We start from the raw sequence: 19,576 nt of genomic DNA, 5'->3' as shown, positions 1-19,576 counted from the left end.
TAATGGACATGACTTACATCGAACACCAGACTGCACCACGCTTAGAGCAGGATATACATAGCATCTTTGCCCAAGTTCGCAATACTTCCCATGATCCTAAATTTGACAAAGCTGAGTATTCCAAAGATGTAATGGATCAATCAGCGAAAGTGTTATTGGCGTATTTTTTGGAATGGAATTTTCTGATGTTCTCACTTCGGGATTTGGATTGCAGTTTCTGGATTATGCAATTTAAAAAAGCTTATTTTTCTACTTTACAAGAAGAGAAGCTAGGTAAGTATTATTTTAGACCCACTGAGGTTTATACTGAACAATGGATGATTCAGTCGATTCTTCATAAACTGAAGAGCCTATTTAATACTACTGGTTTTATTGAGAATCTACGCCTGCAAAATGAACAACAAGATAAACAAATTACGCGTTTGGAAGATGCCTATATTCAAATAGGTAAGACCAGTGTAGACGCACCAGATCTCAGATTTTATCTGAGTTATCCCGATGGTACAGAACTGTTGCAGACCATAGAGCAAGTTGTTAAATCATTTCAAGCATTTGAAATGAAACTGAAATACCAACCGTGGTTTCAATCCCAAGTCATATTTAGCTATTACCATTTAATTCGTGATAGTTATAGAAACTGCTATGTGATTCGATTTTTCTTAACCTTTCAAAAGTCATTGTACTCTACCCATATCGATTATTCAGGTTTGTTGCTTCGGTTATGGCAAGAAGCAACTTATGAGATAGGTGAGTTATTACCAATTTCGAATGAAGCGTTTCAAGAATCGCATACGAATCCGTTTGGTTTTGGTCGTGAGGATATTGTTGAATTCCCTGAACCTCAAAATGCTTTTGAAGATTTGTCTGACTTACCGAAGCAAGTTTCTTGTGTAGACGAAAAGATGAATAAGATTTGTATCGCACCACGGGGATTTAAAATCTTTAATGGTAAGAAATGGTGATTAAACCTATCAAAGCCAATTGAAATGAACCGACCTCTGTATTCAATCCAGTGGATACAGGGGGGGCAGGCATATTTTTTTACGGTGATGAACATGATATGTGCAGAACGCACGCCTTCATACCACATCAGAGTCCATCAGATGAATGCGCTAAATTCACAAACATTTCAGATCAATCAAATCCTAAATATCAAGCAATTGGTTGAAATCACCGGATTGAGTCGTGCCACCATTTATTTACTGCTAGACCCTAAATCCAAGTATTACGATGCCAGCTTTCCTTAACAGATTAATTTAACCAGTAATCGAGTGGGGTGGGTTGCGCATGAGGTCAATGCATGGATCGGTCAAAAGATCAGTGAACGTAGTATGATCACAAATTGAAATAAAACACAAAGCTAAGAATGAGATTGTTGCCCCATCAGTTGTAATGCCAGTGCATAAGCAAAATCAGAAGAAATTGATTTTGCAATGAAGAATGCCTGCGGTGGGGTAAAGTCTAAGACTTGTTTGCAATAAAGGGTTTCTTTGCCCGTTTGTTTGTCAATGAATCTGAACTCATCCTGCGAATGCGAATATTCGAGCCCATACAGTGGACCTCCAATACATTTCAATCGCTGCATGCGCAGATTCCTTTAATAACGCTAAGCACTATTATAATTGAGTATGTTGTCTAATTCATGTTGAGATCGGAGCCTCAGTTGAAGTTTAGATGATGTTGATTATTCAATAGTCATTCTGAATCAGAGTGACTAGCGAAAATACTCAATTGATTGTTAAAGTAAAAATACAACGTTGACACTTTAAATCCTGCCAATTATCCTTGACCTGCTGACCCACATGGTCAGTTGGTTTTAGCAGACCATTTACACACAAGCACATCAAAAGAGTAATTTTTTGGTGGCGAACTCGTTCGTTCCTCCTCCGTTGCGGTAGGGCGAGGGAGGGACGCCTTGTGCGTGCTGATTCTTGTGTGTCAGTCTGCTAACCCTCTCTCGTTCTGCCACCATTATTTAGCAGTAATTTGGTAGAGCTCTTTAATACACACAAGGAGTCCGCCATGCGTACTACATTTTTAAATACTGATTCTCTTCTTTACTCCAGTACTTTCTATGGCGTTTTCTTCGCCAGATAAAACCGAATTTTAAAAATTTAGCAATTGGGGAACGCTCAATGAAGGCGCTTGTTCCTTTATTGGCCTGCACATCTGAATCATTTTATCGCTGATTTGTAGATCAACTCATTCTATGGAACAGCCACATCAGAAGAAAAGGCAGAACTCCAAGAGGAACATCAAACTACCATAAGTCCAGCTTTGCGATTTCTGAGAGGCACTTATGGACAATAAAAGAGAATGATGCAAGATGACAACAAAATTAAAGTATCTGTCTTTATGTATTTTATTGATGGGACTGGGCGCCTGCTCTAGTAAAGATCAGCCTGAAAGTGACCCTGCTGTAGAAGAGCAAACCACAGAAAGCAAAGAAGCTTTGCAGAGTGTTACTGAAACATCAGTCGTGATTGTACCGAAAGCTCAAATCAGTCCTGATCAAAGTTGGGAAAAAATAGACAGTGATGTACTGCGAAGTAATTTGATTTACTTTTACCCTGAAAAAATGAATGTGCTCCATTACAAAGAACCGAGCAATCTTGAGAATGATTTATTCTTCCCCGACAATCATGAATTTATCAAGAAACAATTACATTTAGATAAGAGTCAGCTTCTTGTTATTGGAATGCCGGGGCATAACTTAGACAACAATATGTTAGTCGATTTGAGTAATGATGAATATTTCAAATATGCTAACAATCTCGCCATAAACTATATACGTGCCTTACAAGTACCAAAGGTTAAACCCAAACAGGAATTTGAAAAAACACAGCATTATGAGGAACGAGTTAAGCAAGCTCAGCAAAACTCCCTAAATAATGTAATCGACTATGATGCTGAATTATTGGAAAGGGTGTTAAATTATATTGCTCCTGATATTACTTCAATCGGAAGCGAAAGCGCTTACCAATATAATGCTGATAAAGAGTTAATGACAATTAACTTTAAACAGAAAAGCCGATATGTTTCCTCTGTGGTTAAATCAGAACTAATCATCAAGGTTCCGCCTGATTTAGCAAAGACTCTCGCAGAAAACTTTGGACAACTTAACATCGGCTATGTATTTACACCGAAAAATAACACCTTGAATTTGGATGGGATATTTTTTTATTTAGTACGTTATGGCAATCCTGATCAGCAGAACTATACCTCTAGATTGTATCTCTCACCAATCATTAAGCCGAATACATTTAAGCAAAAAAGTGCGGTCAATGTATTCTGGAAAAACAATGATGCTGTTGAGGAAATTGACACACTACCTTTTAAAGACGTGCTGACATCACCGATATGGAAATTTAAGTTTGGCCTAGAAAACTATTTATCTCCAGAATCATTATTACAAAAATACGTTAAGCCAGAAATTCCTAAAGAATCTGATGAGCTTCAGTATTTGGGTCATGGGTGAAAATGAAAAATTTGTATTTTAGTGCTTTTTAAAAATAAAGAAATTTCAAATACATATTACCTAGATGTAATGGCTTTCTCTTCTCAATGCCAATTGACGGGAAAGTATATATCTACATTTGAATACACGATTTAGGAAAAATTTATAATGAATAACTTATTTAAAAATCTGAGCTTTGCTGTATTGGCATTTATATCTGTACTGACTTTACAAGGCTGCAGTTCAAGTCTTGATCCTGATACGTTTTCAGTAGAGTTAAATGAAGCGGGTTTGTACTCGTGGAGTACTCCAGTGATTTCTATTCGTTCTAATACAGCTGAACCGATAGAGGTGACGAATGTCATAGTCAATAACGGGCAGTGCAGCTTTATCGGTCATGATCGAAGATTTAACTTTCCATTGCATTTTCAGATGGGACAACTTGCTAGATTAAGAGTCACTAAATGCAGTTTTGCCAATGTGGTACAGGTGGATATTGAAACCACTGAAGGAACGGTAAGCTATAGCTTTAACTAGCCGATCTCATTTGTTAAGACAGTAAAATCAATGAATCAAAAAGCCGAGTCCATGAAGGACTCGGCTTTTTTATGTCTAAACTTTAAGGAAATAAAGATGAATTTAATTATTTGTCCTGCATGTGGCGGTGACGAAACTGAAATGGTCGGCCCTCAACTTTCTACATCCATTGAATTTCAGCAGCCAAGGTCTTTAAAGCCGCCTATACAAAATCTGATTCAGAACGTTGTGAATTATGCCGCGATGGGTGCATCTAGCGCTCGGCTGATTAAGGGGCAGCGTACGATGATTTATGTATTTGGGGCTTTAATCGGTGGGGCAGTTGGCTGTGCAGCCTGCATATTGAAACACATCCATGAACAGCATTCCGAAAACCCTATGAAAGATGAATCTCAGCCGCAAGTACATCACCATTGTTTGGAGTGCGGACACTACTTTAACTAGATTTGATGGAATTTAGACGGTAGTTGTTTTTAATCCCCTAATTTGAATAGTCAGTAAAAATTAAAAGGAAATAAGTATATGGCACATTTAATTGAAAAAATGGCTTATGTCGGTGAAACCCCATGGCACGGTCTTGGCAATCAGCTCGCGCAAAATCAGCCGATTGAAGTCTGGGCGAAACAGGCAGGCATGGATTGGCGTATCGAATCATCAAACGTCAGCTACATGGCACAAAATGAACGTGGGCAAAGCATCATCATGCCTTTCGAGGAACAGCGCGTACTTTACCGCTCGGATACCCATGCTCCTCTATCTGTGGTCAGTCAGCGCTATCAAGAAGTTCAACCCAAACAGATTTTAGAGTTCTACCGTGATTTAACTGAACAATCAGGTTTTGAGCTGGAAACGGCAGGTGTATTGAAAGGCGGAAAAAAATTCTGGGCTTTGGCTAAAACCGGTCAGACAGCAGCACTCAAAGGTAAAGATGTCAGTAATGGCTATATCTTATTGGCTTCGGGCTGTGATGGGACACTAGCGACAACTGCACAGTTCACTTCAATCCGTGTGGTGTGCAATAACACCTTAGCGATTGCTCTCAAAGGACAGAACAGCAGTGCAGGTGTGGTCAAAGTCCCGCACAGCACTCGCTTTGATGCCCAAAAGATTAAACAGCAGTTGGGAATTTCTGTCCGGGCATGGGATGAACATATGTATGAAATGAAACAGCTCAGCCAGCGTAAAGTCACTCAAAGTGAGGCAGCAGCTTATTTTGATGCTGTGTTTAACAATACCAGCTTGAGTCCAACGGAACAGGATGAAGGCATTATTCAGTTCTACCGTAATGTCGCTACCCAAGCTAATTCAGCCCCTAAAGCTGAAAACAAGACTGAGCCGAATGGCCGTGCCATGTCTAAAGTCATGACTATGTTTAATGGGCATGGACGTGGGGCAGAACTGAGTTCAGCTAAAGATACCGCTTATGGCTTACTTTGCAGTATCACCGAGTTTGCCGATCATGAACGCCGGGCTATGAGTCAAGATCACCGACTCGATTCAGCATGGTTTGGCGCAGGTGCTGGGTTGAAGCAACGTGGACTCGAACAAGCGCTGCGTATGCTTGCTTAAGCTCAATAGTTCTCTTTTTTATAAATTAGCCTAAGTATTACAAAACAAGGCCAAATATTTTTCTTCACTTATGAATCAAATACCAAGCTCTTAAAGCCGTGTCTTTAGGCACGGCTTTTTTATGCCCAAAATTTAAATTAGAGGAATTAACAATGAATCGTTTATCAAATCTACCTGCAGCATCTGCACAGCCTAAAGTATTCCGTGCTCCTAAAAATTTTACCGCAAAACGTTTTATGGCGACTAAAAATATGACTCAGGCCGAATGGCTGGAAGTGCGAAGGCAAGGCATCGGCAGCAGTGACTGCGCAGCAGCCTGTGGGCTCAACCCTTATATGTCGATGCTGGAATTGTGGATGATCAAGACTGGAAGGATCAAGCAATCGATTGAAGATGAAAGCGAAGGCCATGCTCCGCTGTATTGGGGCAAGCGTTTAGAGCCCTTAGTGGCTGAGTATTACAGCATGCATACCAACTATAAAGTCCGCCGCGTCAATGCTGTGCTGCAGCATCCTGATCCAGACAAGCATTTCATGTTAGCAAACTTGGATTACTCTGTAGTGGGTGACGCAGACGTGCAGGTTCTAGAATGTAAAACCGCAGGGGAATATGGCGCTAAGCTTTGGCGGGATGGTGTGCCTCTATATGTACTGTGTCAGGTTCAGCATCAACTGGCTGTGACGGGGAAGAAGGCAGCACATATCTGTGTGCTGATCTGCGGACATGAAACCCGCATATTTAAAGTGACCCGTTCAGAATCGGTGATTCAGCATATCGTGAATGCAGAGCGTTACTTTTGGGAGTGCGTGGAAAAGGATACACCGCCTGATGCAGATGCTAGTGAATCGGCCGCTAAAGCTTTGCAATTACTGTATCCAGAGCATGTACCGCTAAGTACGACCGATCTCTCGTTAGATGATCAAGCCAACCAACAGTTTGAGCAGCTGATTCAAGCACGCAATCAAATTGAAAAGCACCAAGAGCAATTCGATCTGCTGAAGCACCAGCTGCAGGCCAAGATGCAGGAGGCTGAGCGCGCAACCTTCAAAGCAGGTTCAGTCACGTGGAAAAAGGCCAAAGACTCGATTAGCTTAGATAGCAAAGCACTACTAAAACAGTACCCTGAATATCTGAACCAATTCCCACAAAGTAAATCTGGTTCAAGACGCTTCAATATTTACCCAGATGATGAATGAGATGAATTCATTCTTCGAGATACGCAAGCAAATCAATTTAAGGCCATAACGATCCCATGCCAAACAGCATGGGATTTTTTATGCCGATTTCATTGTTAAAAAGAGAAATATCATGATTAAAGGTTTAGCAATCACACCGCCTATTTTAGGGCGAATCAGCATTGGCCGAATGGTCGAAAAGAACGGAAAGCGTCTGCCTGAAAAGGATGACCAATTCACCATTACCAGTCAAATTCAAAGTAAAGATAGTGGTTGGATCAAACATCCGTTAGATGAACAGCTGCGGGCTAGAGCGTCCAATCAAAAACTCCGCTCAATTCCTGTACGGATGATCTTTAATGATCCTGAGCTGAATCTGCGTGCAGAGTACAGCTTATTTGACCGTCAAACTGGACGATCCGTTTGTGTGGGTAATGGTGAAACTTGCCAGCGATTGACCAATCAAGGTGTAGAGCAGCATCCATGCCCATCCCCTGATTTATGCTCAATGGCTCAAGGCGGGCACTGTAAGCCTTATGGGCGTTTGCATGTGAACTTGGATGAGTCGGATGAGCTTGGCACATTCATCTTTAGAACCACTGGCTTTAACAGTATAAGGACCTTGGCCGCACGACTAAGCTACTACCATGCAGCATCGAATGGTTTACTTTCATGTTTACCGCTACAACTCACTCTTCGGGGTAAATCCACGACCCAAAGCTATCGCCAGCCTGTGTATTACGTGGATTTAACTTTACGTGAAGGCGTTGATTTAAAGCAAGCTATACAGACTGCTAAAGAAATTGATCAGCAGAGTAAATCGAGTGGTTTTAATCAGGAGGCTTTAGATCACAAGGCGAGACAGGGTTATGCAAATGCAGTTTTTGAAATGGATTCAGGTGATGGGTTAGACGTCATTGAAGAGTTTTATCCATCTGATGAAGGCATCGATGATGCTCAACAAAAGAAAACCACAAGCTTGAATTTACAGAATGAGTTACAGCGTTCTGTTCAAACTTTGAATTGAATGATTGTTGAGGTTTAAGGAGATTAAATTTTTACGGAGCTGCATATCATTTGAGCGAATAACCGCTCGCATGAATGATTAGGAGTAAACTCATGAATGCGTTTGTTGGTCAAACTTTTCAAATGAATCAACTCATCAATATTAAGCAGGTTGTAGAAATTGTAGGTGTTGCACGTTCTACGATCTATGAAATGATGGATGAAAACTCACCGTATTACGATCCAACATTTCCAAAGAAAGTTAAAATTACCCAAAACCGTATTGGCTGGTCAGCTTATGAGATCCATAAGTGGATTGAAAATAAGTTGGCGAGTCGAGGATAAGGGATGCTTTGCTCCCTTATTTTTTTGTTTTTTAGTAGACTAAGCTTAGTTTGGGACTAAGTACTAAGAATGAAAACAATAGATTACTACAATAATTTTGCAGATGATTTTGCTGAGGCAACGTTACACGTTGATATGGAAAGATTGTACCAACCATTTTTAATTGAGTTACCTAAACAAGCTTACATTCTAGATGTTGGCTGTGGGTCAGGTCGTGACACTTTAGCTTTTAAAAATAAAGGCTATAAAGTCGATGCAATAGATTACTCAGAAGAGCTTGCGAAAAAAGCAACTCAGCTTACAGGTGTTCGAGTTCAGCTAATGAGCTTTTATGAGATTGATGAGCATGAGGTTTATGATGGCGTGTGGGCATGTGCCTCTTTATTACATTGTGAGCGTGATCGCTTAGCTGAAGTCATTGGCCAGTTGATAACAGCCTTAAAACCAAATGGTGTGCTGTATATGTCATTTAAGTATGGTGACAGTGACCGAGAAAAAGATGGGAGGGTTTTTACGGATTTAGATGAGAATCAGGCAAAAGCATTACTTCAGCTCTTTGAAGATGTTGAACAAAACCAGCAATGGATTACGCTAGATCAGCGACCTGATCGTCAAGAAAAATGGCTCAATTTACTTTGGAAAAAACATGGCTGATCTAATACCTACAGCACAAGAACAACTCAAATTTCTAAAGAATATTCAGCTGATTTTACAGTCAGGAAGTTTTAGCAGTACCTATAAGTTTGCGCTACTGATTAGCCTAAGCCGATTGGCGATTGAGAAAGGTGAAGACGCAGGTGGAAGTTTATCACTCGAATATACAGAGATTGCTGAAAAGTTTATCGAGCTGTATTGGAAGCAGGCTGTACCGTATGTGTTTAATGATGAAGGCCAGCTGATCTTAAATCAGAACAATGGCAAGCAAGCAGCCATAGTGAATCGCATTATTGCATTAAGGCAGAGCTACTCATCTCTTGGATTATTAAGACGAGATTCATTGGTGTGGCTGAAGTTAGTTAAAGATGTGGCTCGCACTGTGAGAGAAATGCCTGTCCGTTATCTGCAAAACATCAATGGTCAAAATTTTGAGTTTATATTTCAGCTTAATCAGTGCGGAAAGAAACTCATTCTTTTGCCTCAAGTGATGTATTGCTTACGCCAATTTAGCGAGATTATTGAAGAACTTTGTCAGAAACGGTGGATTGATTACATCCGAAAGAACAGCAGTAATGCACAAATTCTGAATCAATTACCGAACCTTGAACAATTCATGTTTGAGCCGAGTCGGAGCCAGTTAAATGCAGTAGCAAGCGTGTTGGTAGAGCTGCAAGACTGTAAATGCTTCTATTGCAATAAGCCGATGCGAAAAGGAAATTATGCAGTCGATCATTTTATTCCATGGTCTATGTACCCATCAGACACAGGGCATAATTTTGTGTTGGCAGATTCAAGCTGTAATTCTAAGAAAAGTAATTTGCTTGCGTCAGATGAGTTTTTGCATAAATGGCAGGAACGTAATGAAGAACAGGATCTGATCATCGTGGAGCGAATTTCAGTGCTAGGGTTTCTCACAGATAAAGAGCGTTCGCATAAGGTGGCGGAGTGGGCATATGCTCACGGGAAAGAAAATAATTATTTATTGTGGAACGGATAAAAAGTCTAAGAGTGCGAAATTAGTATTTGTGGTAAATTTAATTGTTAGTCCTAACTAGATAAATTTATTTTTATCAGCGTGATAGCTTGAAATCATAGCCATATTTAAAAGAGTAAAATCTGAATGGAAAATACAATCCATACTTTACAAAATATTTTTAAAATCTCTATTTTTAGTATTCCTCAATATCAGCGTGCCTACGCTTGGGAAAAAGATAAGCAACTCCCAACATATTTAGATGATTTAAGGCAACAAGCTTTCGCGACGGATCGAAATCAAGAAAAAAGTTATTTTCTTGGTACTTTATTGCTTCACCAAGTTGATCCTCTTAATAACGATAAAAATATTCATGTTGTGGATGGGCAGCAACGCTTAACGACTTCAGTCATATTTATTGCAGCAGCTTTAAATTTTTTAGAAAAAAATAAAGAAAAGATCGATGAACCAACGATAAAACTAAAATCCTTATATAGAAATTTTATATTCGATGATGATGAGGAAGTACATAAATTCAATACTATTCAGGAAGATAATGCTTTCTTCAGATCAGCAATTTTGAAAACTACAAAGGGAAATACCACTGAAGCATCACCTTCCTCAAAGCGCTTGAAAGAAGCCTATGATTTTTTCAGTAATGAAGTAAAGCCAGATGAATGGATTAAGTTGTTAAAGGTTCTCATCAATGCAAAAGTGATGGTCTATTCAGTACAAGATTCGGCTGATGCGACACTTATCTTTGAATTGCAAAATGATCGAGGCAAAAGGCTTACAGATTTAGAAGCTTTGAAAAGTTATCTAATGCACTTAATTTACCTGCATGCCAAAAATCCGAATGATAGCCTAGCGATTGTGCAGACTCATTTTTCAAATATCTATCGTTGTATCGAAAGACAGTTAGAAAATAAACTGATTCCAAATGAAGACTCTATTTTGTCTTACCACGCTGTTAGCTACTTAAGTTGGCAAGCAGATGAATGGCGTCATCCTAAGGATTTGATCAAAAAGATTATTCAAGGGATGGAGCCCGATTTAATTCAAAATTGGGTTTTAGAATTTGTATCGAATCTAGAAGAGACTTATAAAGTATTCACAAAGCTTTTTGATAGCCTTGATACCTATACTGAATTTACGCATCTACTTATGGTCAAAAAGATGGCAGTGTTTTGGCCACTTGTGATTAAAACATTTGCTCTAGACCAGACAGAGAATAAAAAGCAATTTTGCTTAGTGATGCGTCTAATGGAGGTATTTGCAGTAAGAGGTTATGCGTTGAGTGGAATTCGCTCAGATGCAGGCTTATCCACACTTTATGCAAGTGCAAGAGATTTCCAAGGTAATTATAAGGACTTACAAGATTTAATATTTTCGATGTCATCATGGTGGGGGATGGAAAATAGGTTTACTAATAGTATTGAAAGCCCTACTTTCTATAATCAAAATAGAATTGATGCGACATATATTCTTTGGCGTTATGAAAATTATTTACGCTCTCAGACAGGTCGGAAAGTTGAGCATTTGTCGTGGAAGCACTATTTAAAGCCTAAAGACAATGCTTCAAAACTAAGTTTGGAGCATATTGCTGCTAGAAATAACCCTATCAGTAATACGGTAGTTGAATGGGATCAGGGCGAACAGAAAAACTTCTATGAAGTTGCTACTCATCGAATCGGGAATTTAGTGATTGATTCCATCTCAGCAAATTCATTAAAAGGCGACTATGATTTTTCTGATAAATTAGATGCGTTAAGTACTCACTCTACATTCCTTAGCCAAGGAGAGTTAACGAAGTATGCTTTAAAAGAAGATGATATTTACTATTGGACAATTGATTCTATTAAGAACCGTCAAAAGGATCTTATAGCCTTTATTAAAGAGACTTGGAATCCTGAAAAATATTATCGATTGATTGATAGCATTGAGGAGGATGAGTTACAAGGTATGGTTACAGAGCATGAAGATGTATGAAGTGATCATTTGTAATAAGTGATTTGATGGTGAAGTCCATCTATATGGACTTCACCATCTATTAAATATAAAAATTACCAATTTTCTTGAAGAAGAGGGGAAGATGTCGAATATCAATAAGGCTCAACAAGAAGCTCTAAATACCTTAGATGGGCCAGTACTCATTATTGCAGGCCCCGGCTCAGGTAAGACATTTACCCTCGTTGAACGTATTGTGAAGTTGATACAAGTTAAAGGTGTTCAGCCTGAATCGATTTTGGTTGTAACCTTTACTGAAAAAGCTGCGAGAGAGTTAACGACACGTATTTCAAATCGTCTGCTTGAGTTAAAAATTGACCTGAATTTGAATGAAATGTATTTAGGTACATTTCACTCAATTTGCTTAAGAATCTTAGAAGAAAATCAGCAGTTTACTCGTCTTAAGCGAAGCTTTGCTTTGTATGATCAATTTGATCAGCAATTTCTAATTTATAAAAAGATGAGAGACTTTGCGGAGATAGAGGATTTCCATCTTTTAGTTAAAGAGGAACAGTCTAGGTGGAATAAGGCTAGCCAACTTATCTCACTTTTAAATAAGGTGACTGAAGAAGCACTTACGTCTGAAGAGTTAATAGAAGCATCTGATATTGAAGTTTCTGTACTTGGTCATTGCTTGAAGAAATATCATGAGTTACTTGAAGAAAATAATGCCTTAGATTTTTCAACCATCCAATATGAGACTCTAAAACTTTTAGAAAATCAGCCTCACGTATTGGTTGAGCTTCAGGAAAAATTAAAGTATCTCATGGTCGATGAATATCAAGATACGAATACGATACAAGAACGTATTTTAAAATTGCTTATGGGGCAAGCACAAAACCTCTGTGTGGTCGGTGATGATGACCAAGGTCTCTATCGTTTCCGTGGTGCGACTATTCGAAATATTTTAGAGTTTCCTAAAAATTTTGATGCAAATGCATGTAAGCAGATTCAACTCACCACGAACTATCGTTCCCATCCTGATATTGTGAATTTCTTTGGTCAATGGATGCAAAGGCTTGAATGGGGTTCAGGTGTTAATCGATTCCGTTATGACAAGAATATTCGTGCTCGGGATGACGAGTTTCCAGACGTTCCCTCTGTCATTAAAGTCACAGCAGAAGGCCGTGAAGAGTGGTATGAAGAAAATTATCAATTTTTACTCTCTTTAAAGAATGATGGTTTGACCGATTGGAACCAAGTGGCATTCTTATTCCGCTCTGTTCAAAGTGAACGTGCAGTAGGACTTGCTAATTACTTAGAAGAAAAAGGTATTCCTGTTTATTCCCCACGATCAAACCAATTCTTTGATCGTGAAGAGATTAAATTGGTTATAGGTCTCTTTATTTTCTTATTTCCTAAATATTTTGAGATCCGTAAGTGGACTGAAAATCTTAAATTGACCATCTGGGACTACTACGATCAGCAATGTATTCCGTTAATTAAAGAAGAACTTCAAAAAACTGAAAACCAAGACTTGTTTAAATGGGCAGTAGAGCGAGCAAGAACACATCACCAGTTGGTTGAGAATACAGACTATGGGTTTACGGCACTATTTTATCAAGCGTTGCAGTTTCCACTGTTCAGTCGTTATTTCACAGATGAAGCATTGAATGGCTTAGATAAAGGCCGTGCAGCACGTAACTTATCTAAATTTTCATCACTACTCGCCAAGTTTGAACATTTGCACTATGTAACAGTCATTTCAAAAGAGTTTATCGATAAAAACTTAACAGACTTGTTTAACCAATACTTCAGATTCCTGAAAGAGGGTGGCATTGGTGAGTATGAAGATGATTCTGAATATGCGCCAAGTGGTTGTGTATCTTTCCTGACGATTCACCAATCTAAGGGATTGGAATATCCAGTGGTAATCACTTGTAGTTTGGAAGGTGTACCTCGCAAGAGTCATAGCCAACTCGATGAGACTCTAGAGAATATCTATTTCAATAAACCACCCTATGAGCCATTCGACTTAATTAAGAGCTTTGATTTTTGGCGTTTGTATTACACAGCATTTTCACGCGCACAAAACTTACTGGTCTTATCTGCAGAAATTAAAACGGGTCATGGGGCTTCACCATCCAAATACTTTAAGCCAATTGTAGATGGCCTCGTGAACTGGAGACATCCTAAGCTTGATTTATCTCTAATTAAATTTGCTCAAGTCAAAGAGATGAATTTGAAGCGTGAGTACGCTTTTACTTCACATATTCTCTTATTCGAAGCATGTCCTGAACAATACCGATTCTTTAAAGAACTTGAGTTTCATCCTGTTCGAGCAGGTGCTCAGATCTTTGGTACGTTGGTGCATCAAACGATTGAAGACATTCATAAGGCAGTATTGCGTAACGAAAGTCATCTTGTGACTCACGAGCAGATTCAAAGTTGGTTGAACACCAACTATATATATTTGTCTAAGAAAGAGCGACAGTTCTTGGCGCCTAGTACCATCAAGGCCATTGAGAAGCATGTGCTGAACTACTACGATCGTGAGAAACAGCATTTACATCGATTACAGGAAGCTGAAGTTGAGATTTCTTTGGTGAAGGATCAGTACATCTTGAAGGGTAGTATTGACTTAATCCGTGGGGAAGATGGCACAGTTGAGATTATTGATTTTAAATCGGAGCGTAAGCCTGATTTAGAAAAAGAGAAGTCAAGACTTGAAACCTACCAACGCCAGCTTCAGCTTTATGCGCACTTGTTGGAAGAGAAGACAGGGCAGTCGGTAAGCCGTATGCACTTGTATTACACGGGTGAATCAGATGGCTCTCCGTATGTCAGCTTTGACAAGAAAACTGAGCAGATTGAAAGAACAGTGAAACAGTTTGATCAAGTAGTGTCTCGTATTGAAGCTAAAGATTATGGGATGACGTGTAGACCTGATAAGCTTTGCCCCAACTGTGACATGCGTTTTTACTGCGATCGTAAAAATTGGAATTTTGTGAAGGAAAGTCTTTAAATGACGACTGAAAATAATACTTTAGATTTGCCGGAAGAAAACCTTCAAGAGGGTGTATTTAAGTTTGAGCCGATTAAAGGCTACCCGATGTTGAATTGGAAAGGGAAACGTCCTTTTACGTCAACTCGCTATTACCCAGCACAATTAAAAGAACAACATGGTGAAGCGGTTAATGGTTGGCTGAATAAGATTTTTTGGGGTGATAACCTTCAGGTTATGTCACATTTGCTACGTGAATTTCGTGGCAAAGTTGATTTGATTTACATTGATCCACCTTTTGACTCAAATGCAGATTATAAAAAAACTATCCGTATAAAGACGACAAAGATTGATTCAGATTCGTCTTTTTTTGAAGAAAAACAGTATGCTGATGTTTGGAATAACGATAGTTATTTGCAATTTATTTATGAAAGGGTTGTCTTATTAAAGGAGTTATTGGCCGATACAGGATCTATATGGGTTCATTGTGATCCTACTCGAGGTCACTATATTAAATTGATCTTAGATGAGGTATTTGGTGCAGAAAATTTTGTTAATGAAATTGTTTGGAAAAGAAGTGGCGCAAAGGGTTTAACTTCTAACCAATTTCCTGATTCACATGATCTCATTTTCTATTTTGCAAAAAATAAAAATAAACATAGCTGGAAAAAAGTAACTGGTACATATTCTGAAGAACATTTAGCTAAGTATCGTTATGAAGAAGTCGCAGAGGATGGAAGTGTACGTAAGTATATGATGGATAATTTACAAAATCCAAATCCCGATAGACCAAATCTAACATATGAGTGGAATGGTCATATTCGTTGTTGGCGATGGACTAAAGAAAGAATGGCAGAAATGGATAAAGCAGGAGGGGTTGCGTATGCTAAAAATGGAATGCCGTATTTAAAACGTTACTTAGATAGATCATCTGGTCCTATTATCACCGACACATGGATTGATATAGCTCCGTTAAACTCACAAGCGAAAGAAAGATTGGATTATCCAACGCAGAAACCTGAAGCACTAATTGAGCGTATATTTAACTCAGCAACGGAAACTGATGCGTTAATTCTAGATTGTTTTATGGGATCAGGAACAACTCAAAGCACAGCTATGAAACTTGGTCGTAAGTTTATTGGTGCTGACATCAACTTAGGTGCGATTCAAACCACAACTAAACGTTTGATTAAAGTTGCTGACGAATTGAAAAACACTCAACCAGAATTATATGATGATCAAGCACTCTATACTGGTTTTGAAGTCTATAACGTTAACCACTACGATGTATTTAGAAACCCTGTTCAAGCAAAAGAACTGCTTATTCAAGCTTTAGATATTCAACCAATTCCTAACAGTATTTACGATGGAGAAAAAGACGGCCGAATGGTCAAACTCATGCCAGTCAATCATATTGCGACTAAAGCTGATGTAGCTGATCTCATTCATGGCGTAGACTACAAAGCTTTTGAAAAACGTAAAGAAGAAAAGCCAAACCAGGCTGTTGAAAAGATAACTTTAATCTGTATGGGGCATGAACCTGACTTAGCTGCATTTGTAGAGCAGTCTATTGGCTACAAACTTGATATCCAAGTGGTTGATATCTTACGTGACCGTTCAGATCTCCAATTTAAACGTGACTCCGAAGCACTGTTCAAAGTTGAAAATGGCCAGTTAGTCGTAGATAAATTCTATCCAATGAACTTACTACAAAAGCTTTCACAAACTAAAGATACTGTATCTGATTGGCGTGAGATGGTTGAAAGTATCATGATCGATTGGAACTATGATGGTGCGGTATTCCAACCAGCATTAACAGATATTCCTGCCAAAAATGAACTTGTTCAAGGTACTTATGCTATCCCTGAAGAAGCAGGTACGATTCGTATCAAGATCACAGATCTCCTTTCTGAGTCATTAGAGCGTAATTTGACAGATGAGGAGTTTGCGAATGGCTAAGGCTAAACAAAGCTCTTCTGCTGCTTTAGATTTTGCTTTCTTTAATTATCTTTGGGCTTTCTATGCTGAAAATAAGGGTGCGATAAGAAAAAATTATCGTGACTTGAGTAAAAAATTTCTTGATTACAATGATCCGAGTAATCGCCCTGATGCTTTCTTGCGAAGACCTCAATTTGAAGCTTTGGAAACTTATGTCTTTTTAAAAGAGTTTTTAAATAACGCTAAGGTTGAGAAGATTTTTGAGGATTGGTACGACTCAAAAAATCAATTTGAAAACAGAAAGGCCACTGGATTTGGCGAAGATGATTCATTGCAAGGAAGCTTATTGCTTGGTGATGTCATTGAACTTAAGAACTATCAAGCTGTTTTAAAGAAAATGAAGGATAACAGCAGAAGTTATCCTAACTATATCTTTGCGTTGACCATGGGTACGGGGAAGACCTTACTCATGGCGACGTGTATTTTCTATGAATTCCTATTAGCAAATAAATGGCCAAAGGATGAAAAATACTGTCATAACGCTTTGATCTTTGCACCTGATAAAACCGTATTGCAGTCTCTTCGAGAAATTGAATCCTTTGATATTTCAAAAGTTGTGCCAAAAGAATATGTAGGTATTTTTGATGCGAATTTAAAATTCCACTTCCTTGATGAAGCTGGCACTTCGCTCAGTACGATGGACGGATCTAAGTTCAACTTGATTGTATCGAATACGCAAAAAATTATTCTGAAGCGTCAACATGCTGAAAAAACGGCTGCACAGCAACTATTTGAAAATAGCCTACCTGATTACGGCGAGTTCGCAGAACTTTATGGTGATTTAGGTTTACCAGCTAATGAAGATGATTTAAAGACGAACCAACGTTTTGAGAAACTATCACGTCTGCCTCAGCTTGGTATTTTTGTCGATGAAGCGCACCACTCATTTGGTCAAGCATTGAAAAAAGACATGATGGGTGGTACGACAAAGACAGATAATAGTTTACGTCGAACGATCGATGAGCTTGCTAAAAATTTGGATGCAGCTGGTACTCGGGTTGTTTCATGTTTTAACTATACGGGTACACCATATGTAGGTAAGGATGTCCTGCCTGAAGTGGTCTATGCATTTAACTTAAAAAATGCGATTCAAGAACATTATCTAAAAAGTCCAGCAGTACACTCTTATACGACGACACGTACAGAAGAGTTTGTAAAGATCGCTGTTAAAGATTTCTTAGATGCGACAAAAGATATCAAGCCTGAAGGGTTATTGCCGAAGCTAGCTTTCTTTGCGTCAACAGTCGAAGAACTTACAGATGAGTTGAAGCCTGAGTTAGAACGTCAGTTGGCAGAACATGGTATATCAGCCGATAAGATTTTGGTCAACGTTGGTGATGATAAAATTACCAAGTCGGATGATATTCGTAACTTCAATAATCTCGATGTTGTAGGTACGGAAGGAGCAGAGAAGCAATTCATCTTATTGGTGAACAAAGGCCGAGAAGGATGGAACTGTCGCTCTTTGTTTGGCGTAGCAATGTATCGTTCACCAAAGTCTAAAGTTTTTGTGCTTCAGGCAACGATGCGTTGCTTGCGTTCTATTGGCAAACAACAATATACGGGTTCGATTTACCTAAGCAAAGAGAACTATGACATTCTTGATGCTGAGCTTCAGGCTAACTTTAGAATGACGGCTTCAGAGTTTAATGATCCTCAGCCTAAGACCAAGAATATGCTTAATGTTCATGTTCGGGAAGATGTCAAAATCAAACTTAAGCATGTTAAGCAAACCATTAAGCTAAAAGAGAAAGAGTTTGTAAAAGGCACTGCTCTTGAGCTTGATCCATCAAATACAGATGCTTGGAATGAGTTAACTAAAGATTACAAAATTATCCAAGTGACTACGACAAACCTCGAAGCCAGAGACTTTAATTCAGCTCAATATAGTAAGACGACAGATCGTACGAGTGAGAAGACTAAAGTTGAATATTCGGCTTTGACGCTAGTTGCTGAGATTTCACGTTACTTGAATAAAAGTCCTATTCGAATCGAATCCATGCTCGAGCAGACTAAAGAAGGACTTCAGCAAATCATAGACTGTGTGAATGAGTTTAATGAATTGCTTTATGATGTAGTTATTCCAAGACTCTTCAAAGCCCTTTACGATCAAGAAATTGAAAAAGAAACGATTGAAAAAGAAGTTCAGTTAATCATACCTCCAGCAGTTGGTGGCTTATCATTCTATGAAATTGCAGAAGGTAAGGGTGGAACAGCAAGCTACTCAACTACTCAGGAAGAGCTTAGAGACAAAAGCTTTAACTTGGATACTTATACTTTCGACTCTAATCCCGAACATGCTTTGTTCTGGGACTTATTAAAGGATGAAGATGTAGAGAAAATCTACTTTACTGGTATGTTCACGGATAAGTCGAAAACTGAGTTTTATTTCCAATATATTGATCCAGACTCGTATGCATTAAGAAACTACTACCCTGATTTTCTTGTGCAATTGAAAAATGGCCAATACATTATTGTAGAGGTAAAAGGCGATCATCAGTATGAAGATCCAACCGTTTTAGCAAAAGCTAAAGCTGCAAAAGAATACGCGAGTATGAGTGATATTGAATATCGAATGATCAAAGGGACAGATGCCGATGCTCATCTTTATCAGCATTTGATTGCTGGAGGGAATGCGGCGGAAAAAGCCGGGAATCTTCTTAGTTAAATAAAAGAGGCCGTGGCAAATGCCACGGTCTCTTTTATTGTATATGGGTAAATCAGGGTAAATAAAATTTTAAATAATACTGATGATTTAAAGGGTTAAGCGCTGAGTTAAACTGCCACCACCTCAAAAAAAGCTATTATTTAAAAACCGTTCATTTTTTTTGCAAAAAATCATCTTGAATTTATATATGAGCCAATGAATAAAAAATAATTATACTTTCTTTGAAGAGTTAATTTTTTAT

General features: G+C 38.6%; 15 protein-coding genes and 1 pseudogene. 15 read left to right on the top strand and 1 reads right to left on the bottom strand.

Annotated elements, in window-relative coordinates; all coding sequences use genetic code 11:
- Positions 1-2 precede the first annotated feature (2 nt).
- Together FTU22_RS00825 and FTU22_RS00820 are read left to right on the top strand one after the other, a co-directional pair.
- Positions 3-962 (top strand): hypothetical protein, encoded by a 960-nt coding sequence (locus FTU22_RS00825; RefSeq protein ID WP_180008256.1) that lies wholly within the window; start codon positions 3-5, stop codon positions 960-962.
- 141 nt (positions 963-1,103) lie between these two features.
- Positions 1,104-1,346: pseudogene (locus FTU22_RS00820) on the top strand (helix-turn-helix transcriptional regulator).
- 14 nt (positions 1,347-1,360) lie between these two features.
- On the opposite strand, the gene FTU22_RS00815 reads toward FTU22_RS00820, so the two are convergent.
- Entirely contained in the window at positions 1,361-1,585 is a 225-nt protein-coding gene (locus FTU22_RS00815) for a hypothetical protein (protein ID WP_180008258.1), read from the bottom strand.
- 741 nt (positions 1,586-2,326) lie between these two features.
- On the opposite strand from FTU22_RS00815, the gene FTU22_RS00810 reads away from it, so the two are divergent.
- The 13 genes from FTU22_RS00810 to FTU22_RS00750 all read left to right on the top strand — a co-directional run bounded on the left by FTU22_RS00810 (position 2,327) and on the right by FTU22_RS00750 (position 19,335).
- Positions 2,327-3,478 carry a hypothetical protein gene (locus FTU22_RS00810; RefSeq protein ID WP_180092378.1) on the top strand — a complete coding sequence of 384 codons (1,152 nt, stop codon included), beginning with the start codon at positions 2,327-2,329 and terminating at the stop codon, positions 3,476-3,478.
- Positions 3,479-3,625: 147 nt separating this feature from the next.
- A complete protein-coding gene (locus FTU22_RS00805) occupies positions 3,626-3,994 on the top strand; it encodes a hypothetical protein (RefSeq protein ID WP_180092376.1) in 369 nt (122 codons plus the stop codon).
- A 96-nt stretch (positions 3,995-4,090) separates the two neighbouring features.
- The gene (locus FTU22_RS00800; protein WP_180092373.1) at positions 4,091-4,438 is read left to right on the top strand and encodes a hypothetical protein; all 348 of its coding nucleotides are present in this window, start codon (positions 4,091-4,093) and stop codon (positions 4,436-4,438) included.
- Positions 4,439-4,516: 78 nt separating this feature from the next.
- Entirely contained in the window at positions 4,517-5,563 is a 1,047-nt protein-coding gene (locus FTU22_RS00795; RefSeq protein WP_180092370.1) for a DUF932 domain-containing protein, read from the top strand.
- A gap of 152 nt (positions 5,564-5,715) precedes the next feature.
- Positions 5,716-6,759: a YqaJ viral recombinase family protein gene (locus FTU22_RS00790; RefSeq protein ID WP_180092367.1), complete on the top strand. Its 1,044-nt coding sequence runs from the start codon at positions 5,716-5,718 to the stop codon at positions 6,757-6,759.
- Positions 6,760-6,871: 112 nt separating this feature from the next.
- Positions 6,872-7,765, top strand: a complete 894-nt coding sequence (locus tag FTU22_RS00785) for a hydrolase or metal-binding protein (RefSeq protein ID WP_180092365.1) — start codon at positions 6,872-6,874, stop codon at positions 7,763-7,765.
- Positions 7,766-7,857: 92 nt separating this feature from the next.
- Positions 7,858-8,088: an AlpA family transcriptional regulator gene (locus FTU22_RS00780; protein ID WP_180092363.1), complete on the top strand. Its 231-nt coding sequence runs from the start codon at positions 7,858-7,860 to the stop codon at positions 8,086-8,088.
- A gap of 69 nt (positions 8,089-8,157) precedes the next feature.
- Positions 8,158-8,742, top strand: coding sequence for a bifunctional 2-polyprenyl-6-hydroxyphenol methylase/3-demethylubiquinol 3-O-methyltransferase UbiG (locus FTU22_RS00775; protein WP_180092361.1), 585 nt, complete (start codon positions 8,158-8,160; stop codon positions 8,740-8,742).
- Positions 8,735-9,742: an HNH endonuclease domain-containing protein gene (locus FTU22_RS00770; RefSeq protein ID WP_180092359.1), complete on the top strand. Its 1,008-nt coding sequence runs from the start codon at positions 8,735-8,737 to the stop codon at positions 9,740-9,742. The genes FTU22_RS00775 and FTU22_RS00770 overlap by 8 nt, the downstream gene beginning before the upstream one ends.
- A 123-nt stretch (positions 9,743-9,865) precedes the next feature.
- Positions 9,866-11,707, top strand: coding sequence for a DUF262 domain-containing protein (locus FTU22_RS00765; protein ID WP_180092357.1), 1,842 nt, complete (start codon positions 9,866-9,868; stop codon positions 11,705-11,707).
- Positions 11,708-11,810: 103 nt separating this feature from the next.
- A complete protein-coding gene (locus tag FTU22_RS00760) occupies positions 11,811-14,690 on the top strand; it encodes an ATP-dependent DNA helicase (protein WP_180092354.1) in 2,880 nt (959 codons plus the stop codon).
- Entirely contained in the window at positions 14,691-16,628 is a 1,938-nt protein-coding gene (locus FTU22_RS00755; protein WP_180092351.1) for a site-specific DNA-methyltransferase, read from the top strand.
- The gene (locus FTU22_RS00750; RefSeq protein ID WP_180092348.1) at positions 16,621-19,335 is read left to right on the top strand and encodes a TnsA endonuclease N-terminal domain-containing protein; all 2,715 of its coding nucleotides are present in this window, start codon (positions 16,621-16,623) and stop codon (positions 19,333-19,335) included. Before FTU22_RS00755 ends, FTU22_RS00750 begins: the two co-directional genes overlap by 8 nt.
- The last annotated feature ends 241 nt before the right edge of the window (positions 19,336-19,576 follow it).

The organism is Acinetobacter sp. YH12076, assembly GCF_013419525.1.
GTDB lineage: Bacteria > Pseudomonadota > Gammaproteobacteria > Pseudomonadales > Moraxellaceae > Acinetobacter > Acinetobacter amyesii.
The sequence above is the reverse complement of the archived record's forward strand: the minus strand, read 5'-3'. Positions and strand labels throughout refer to the sequence as shown.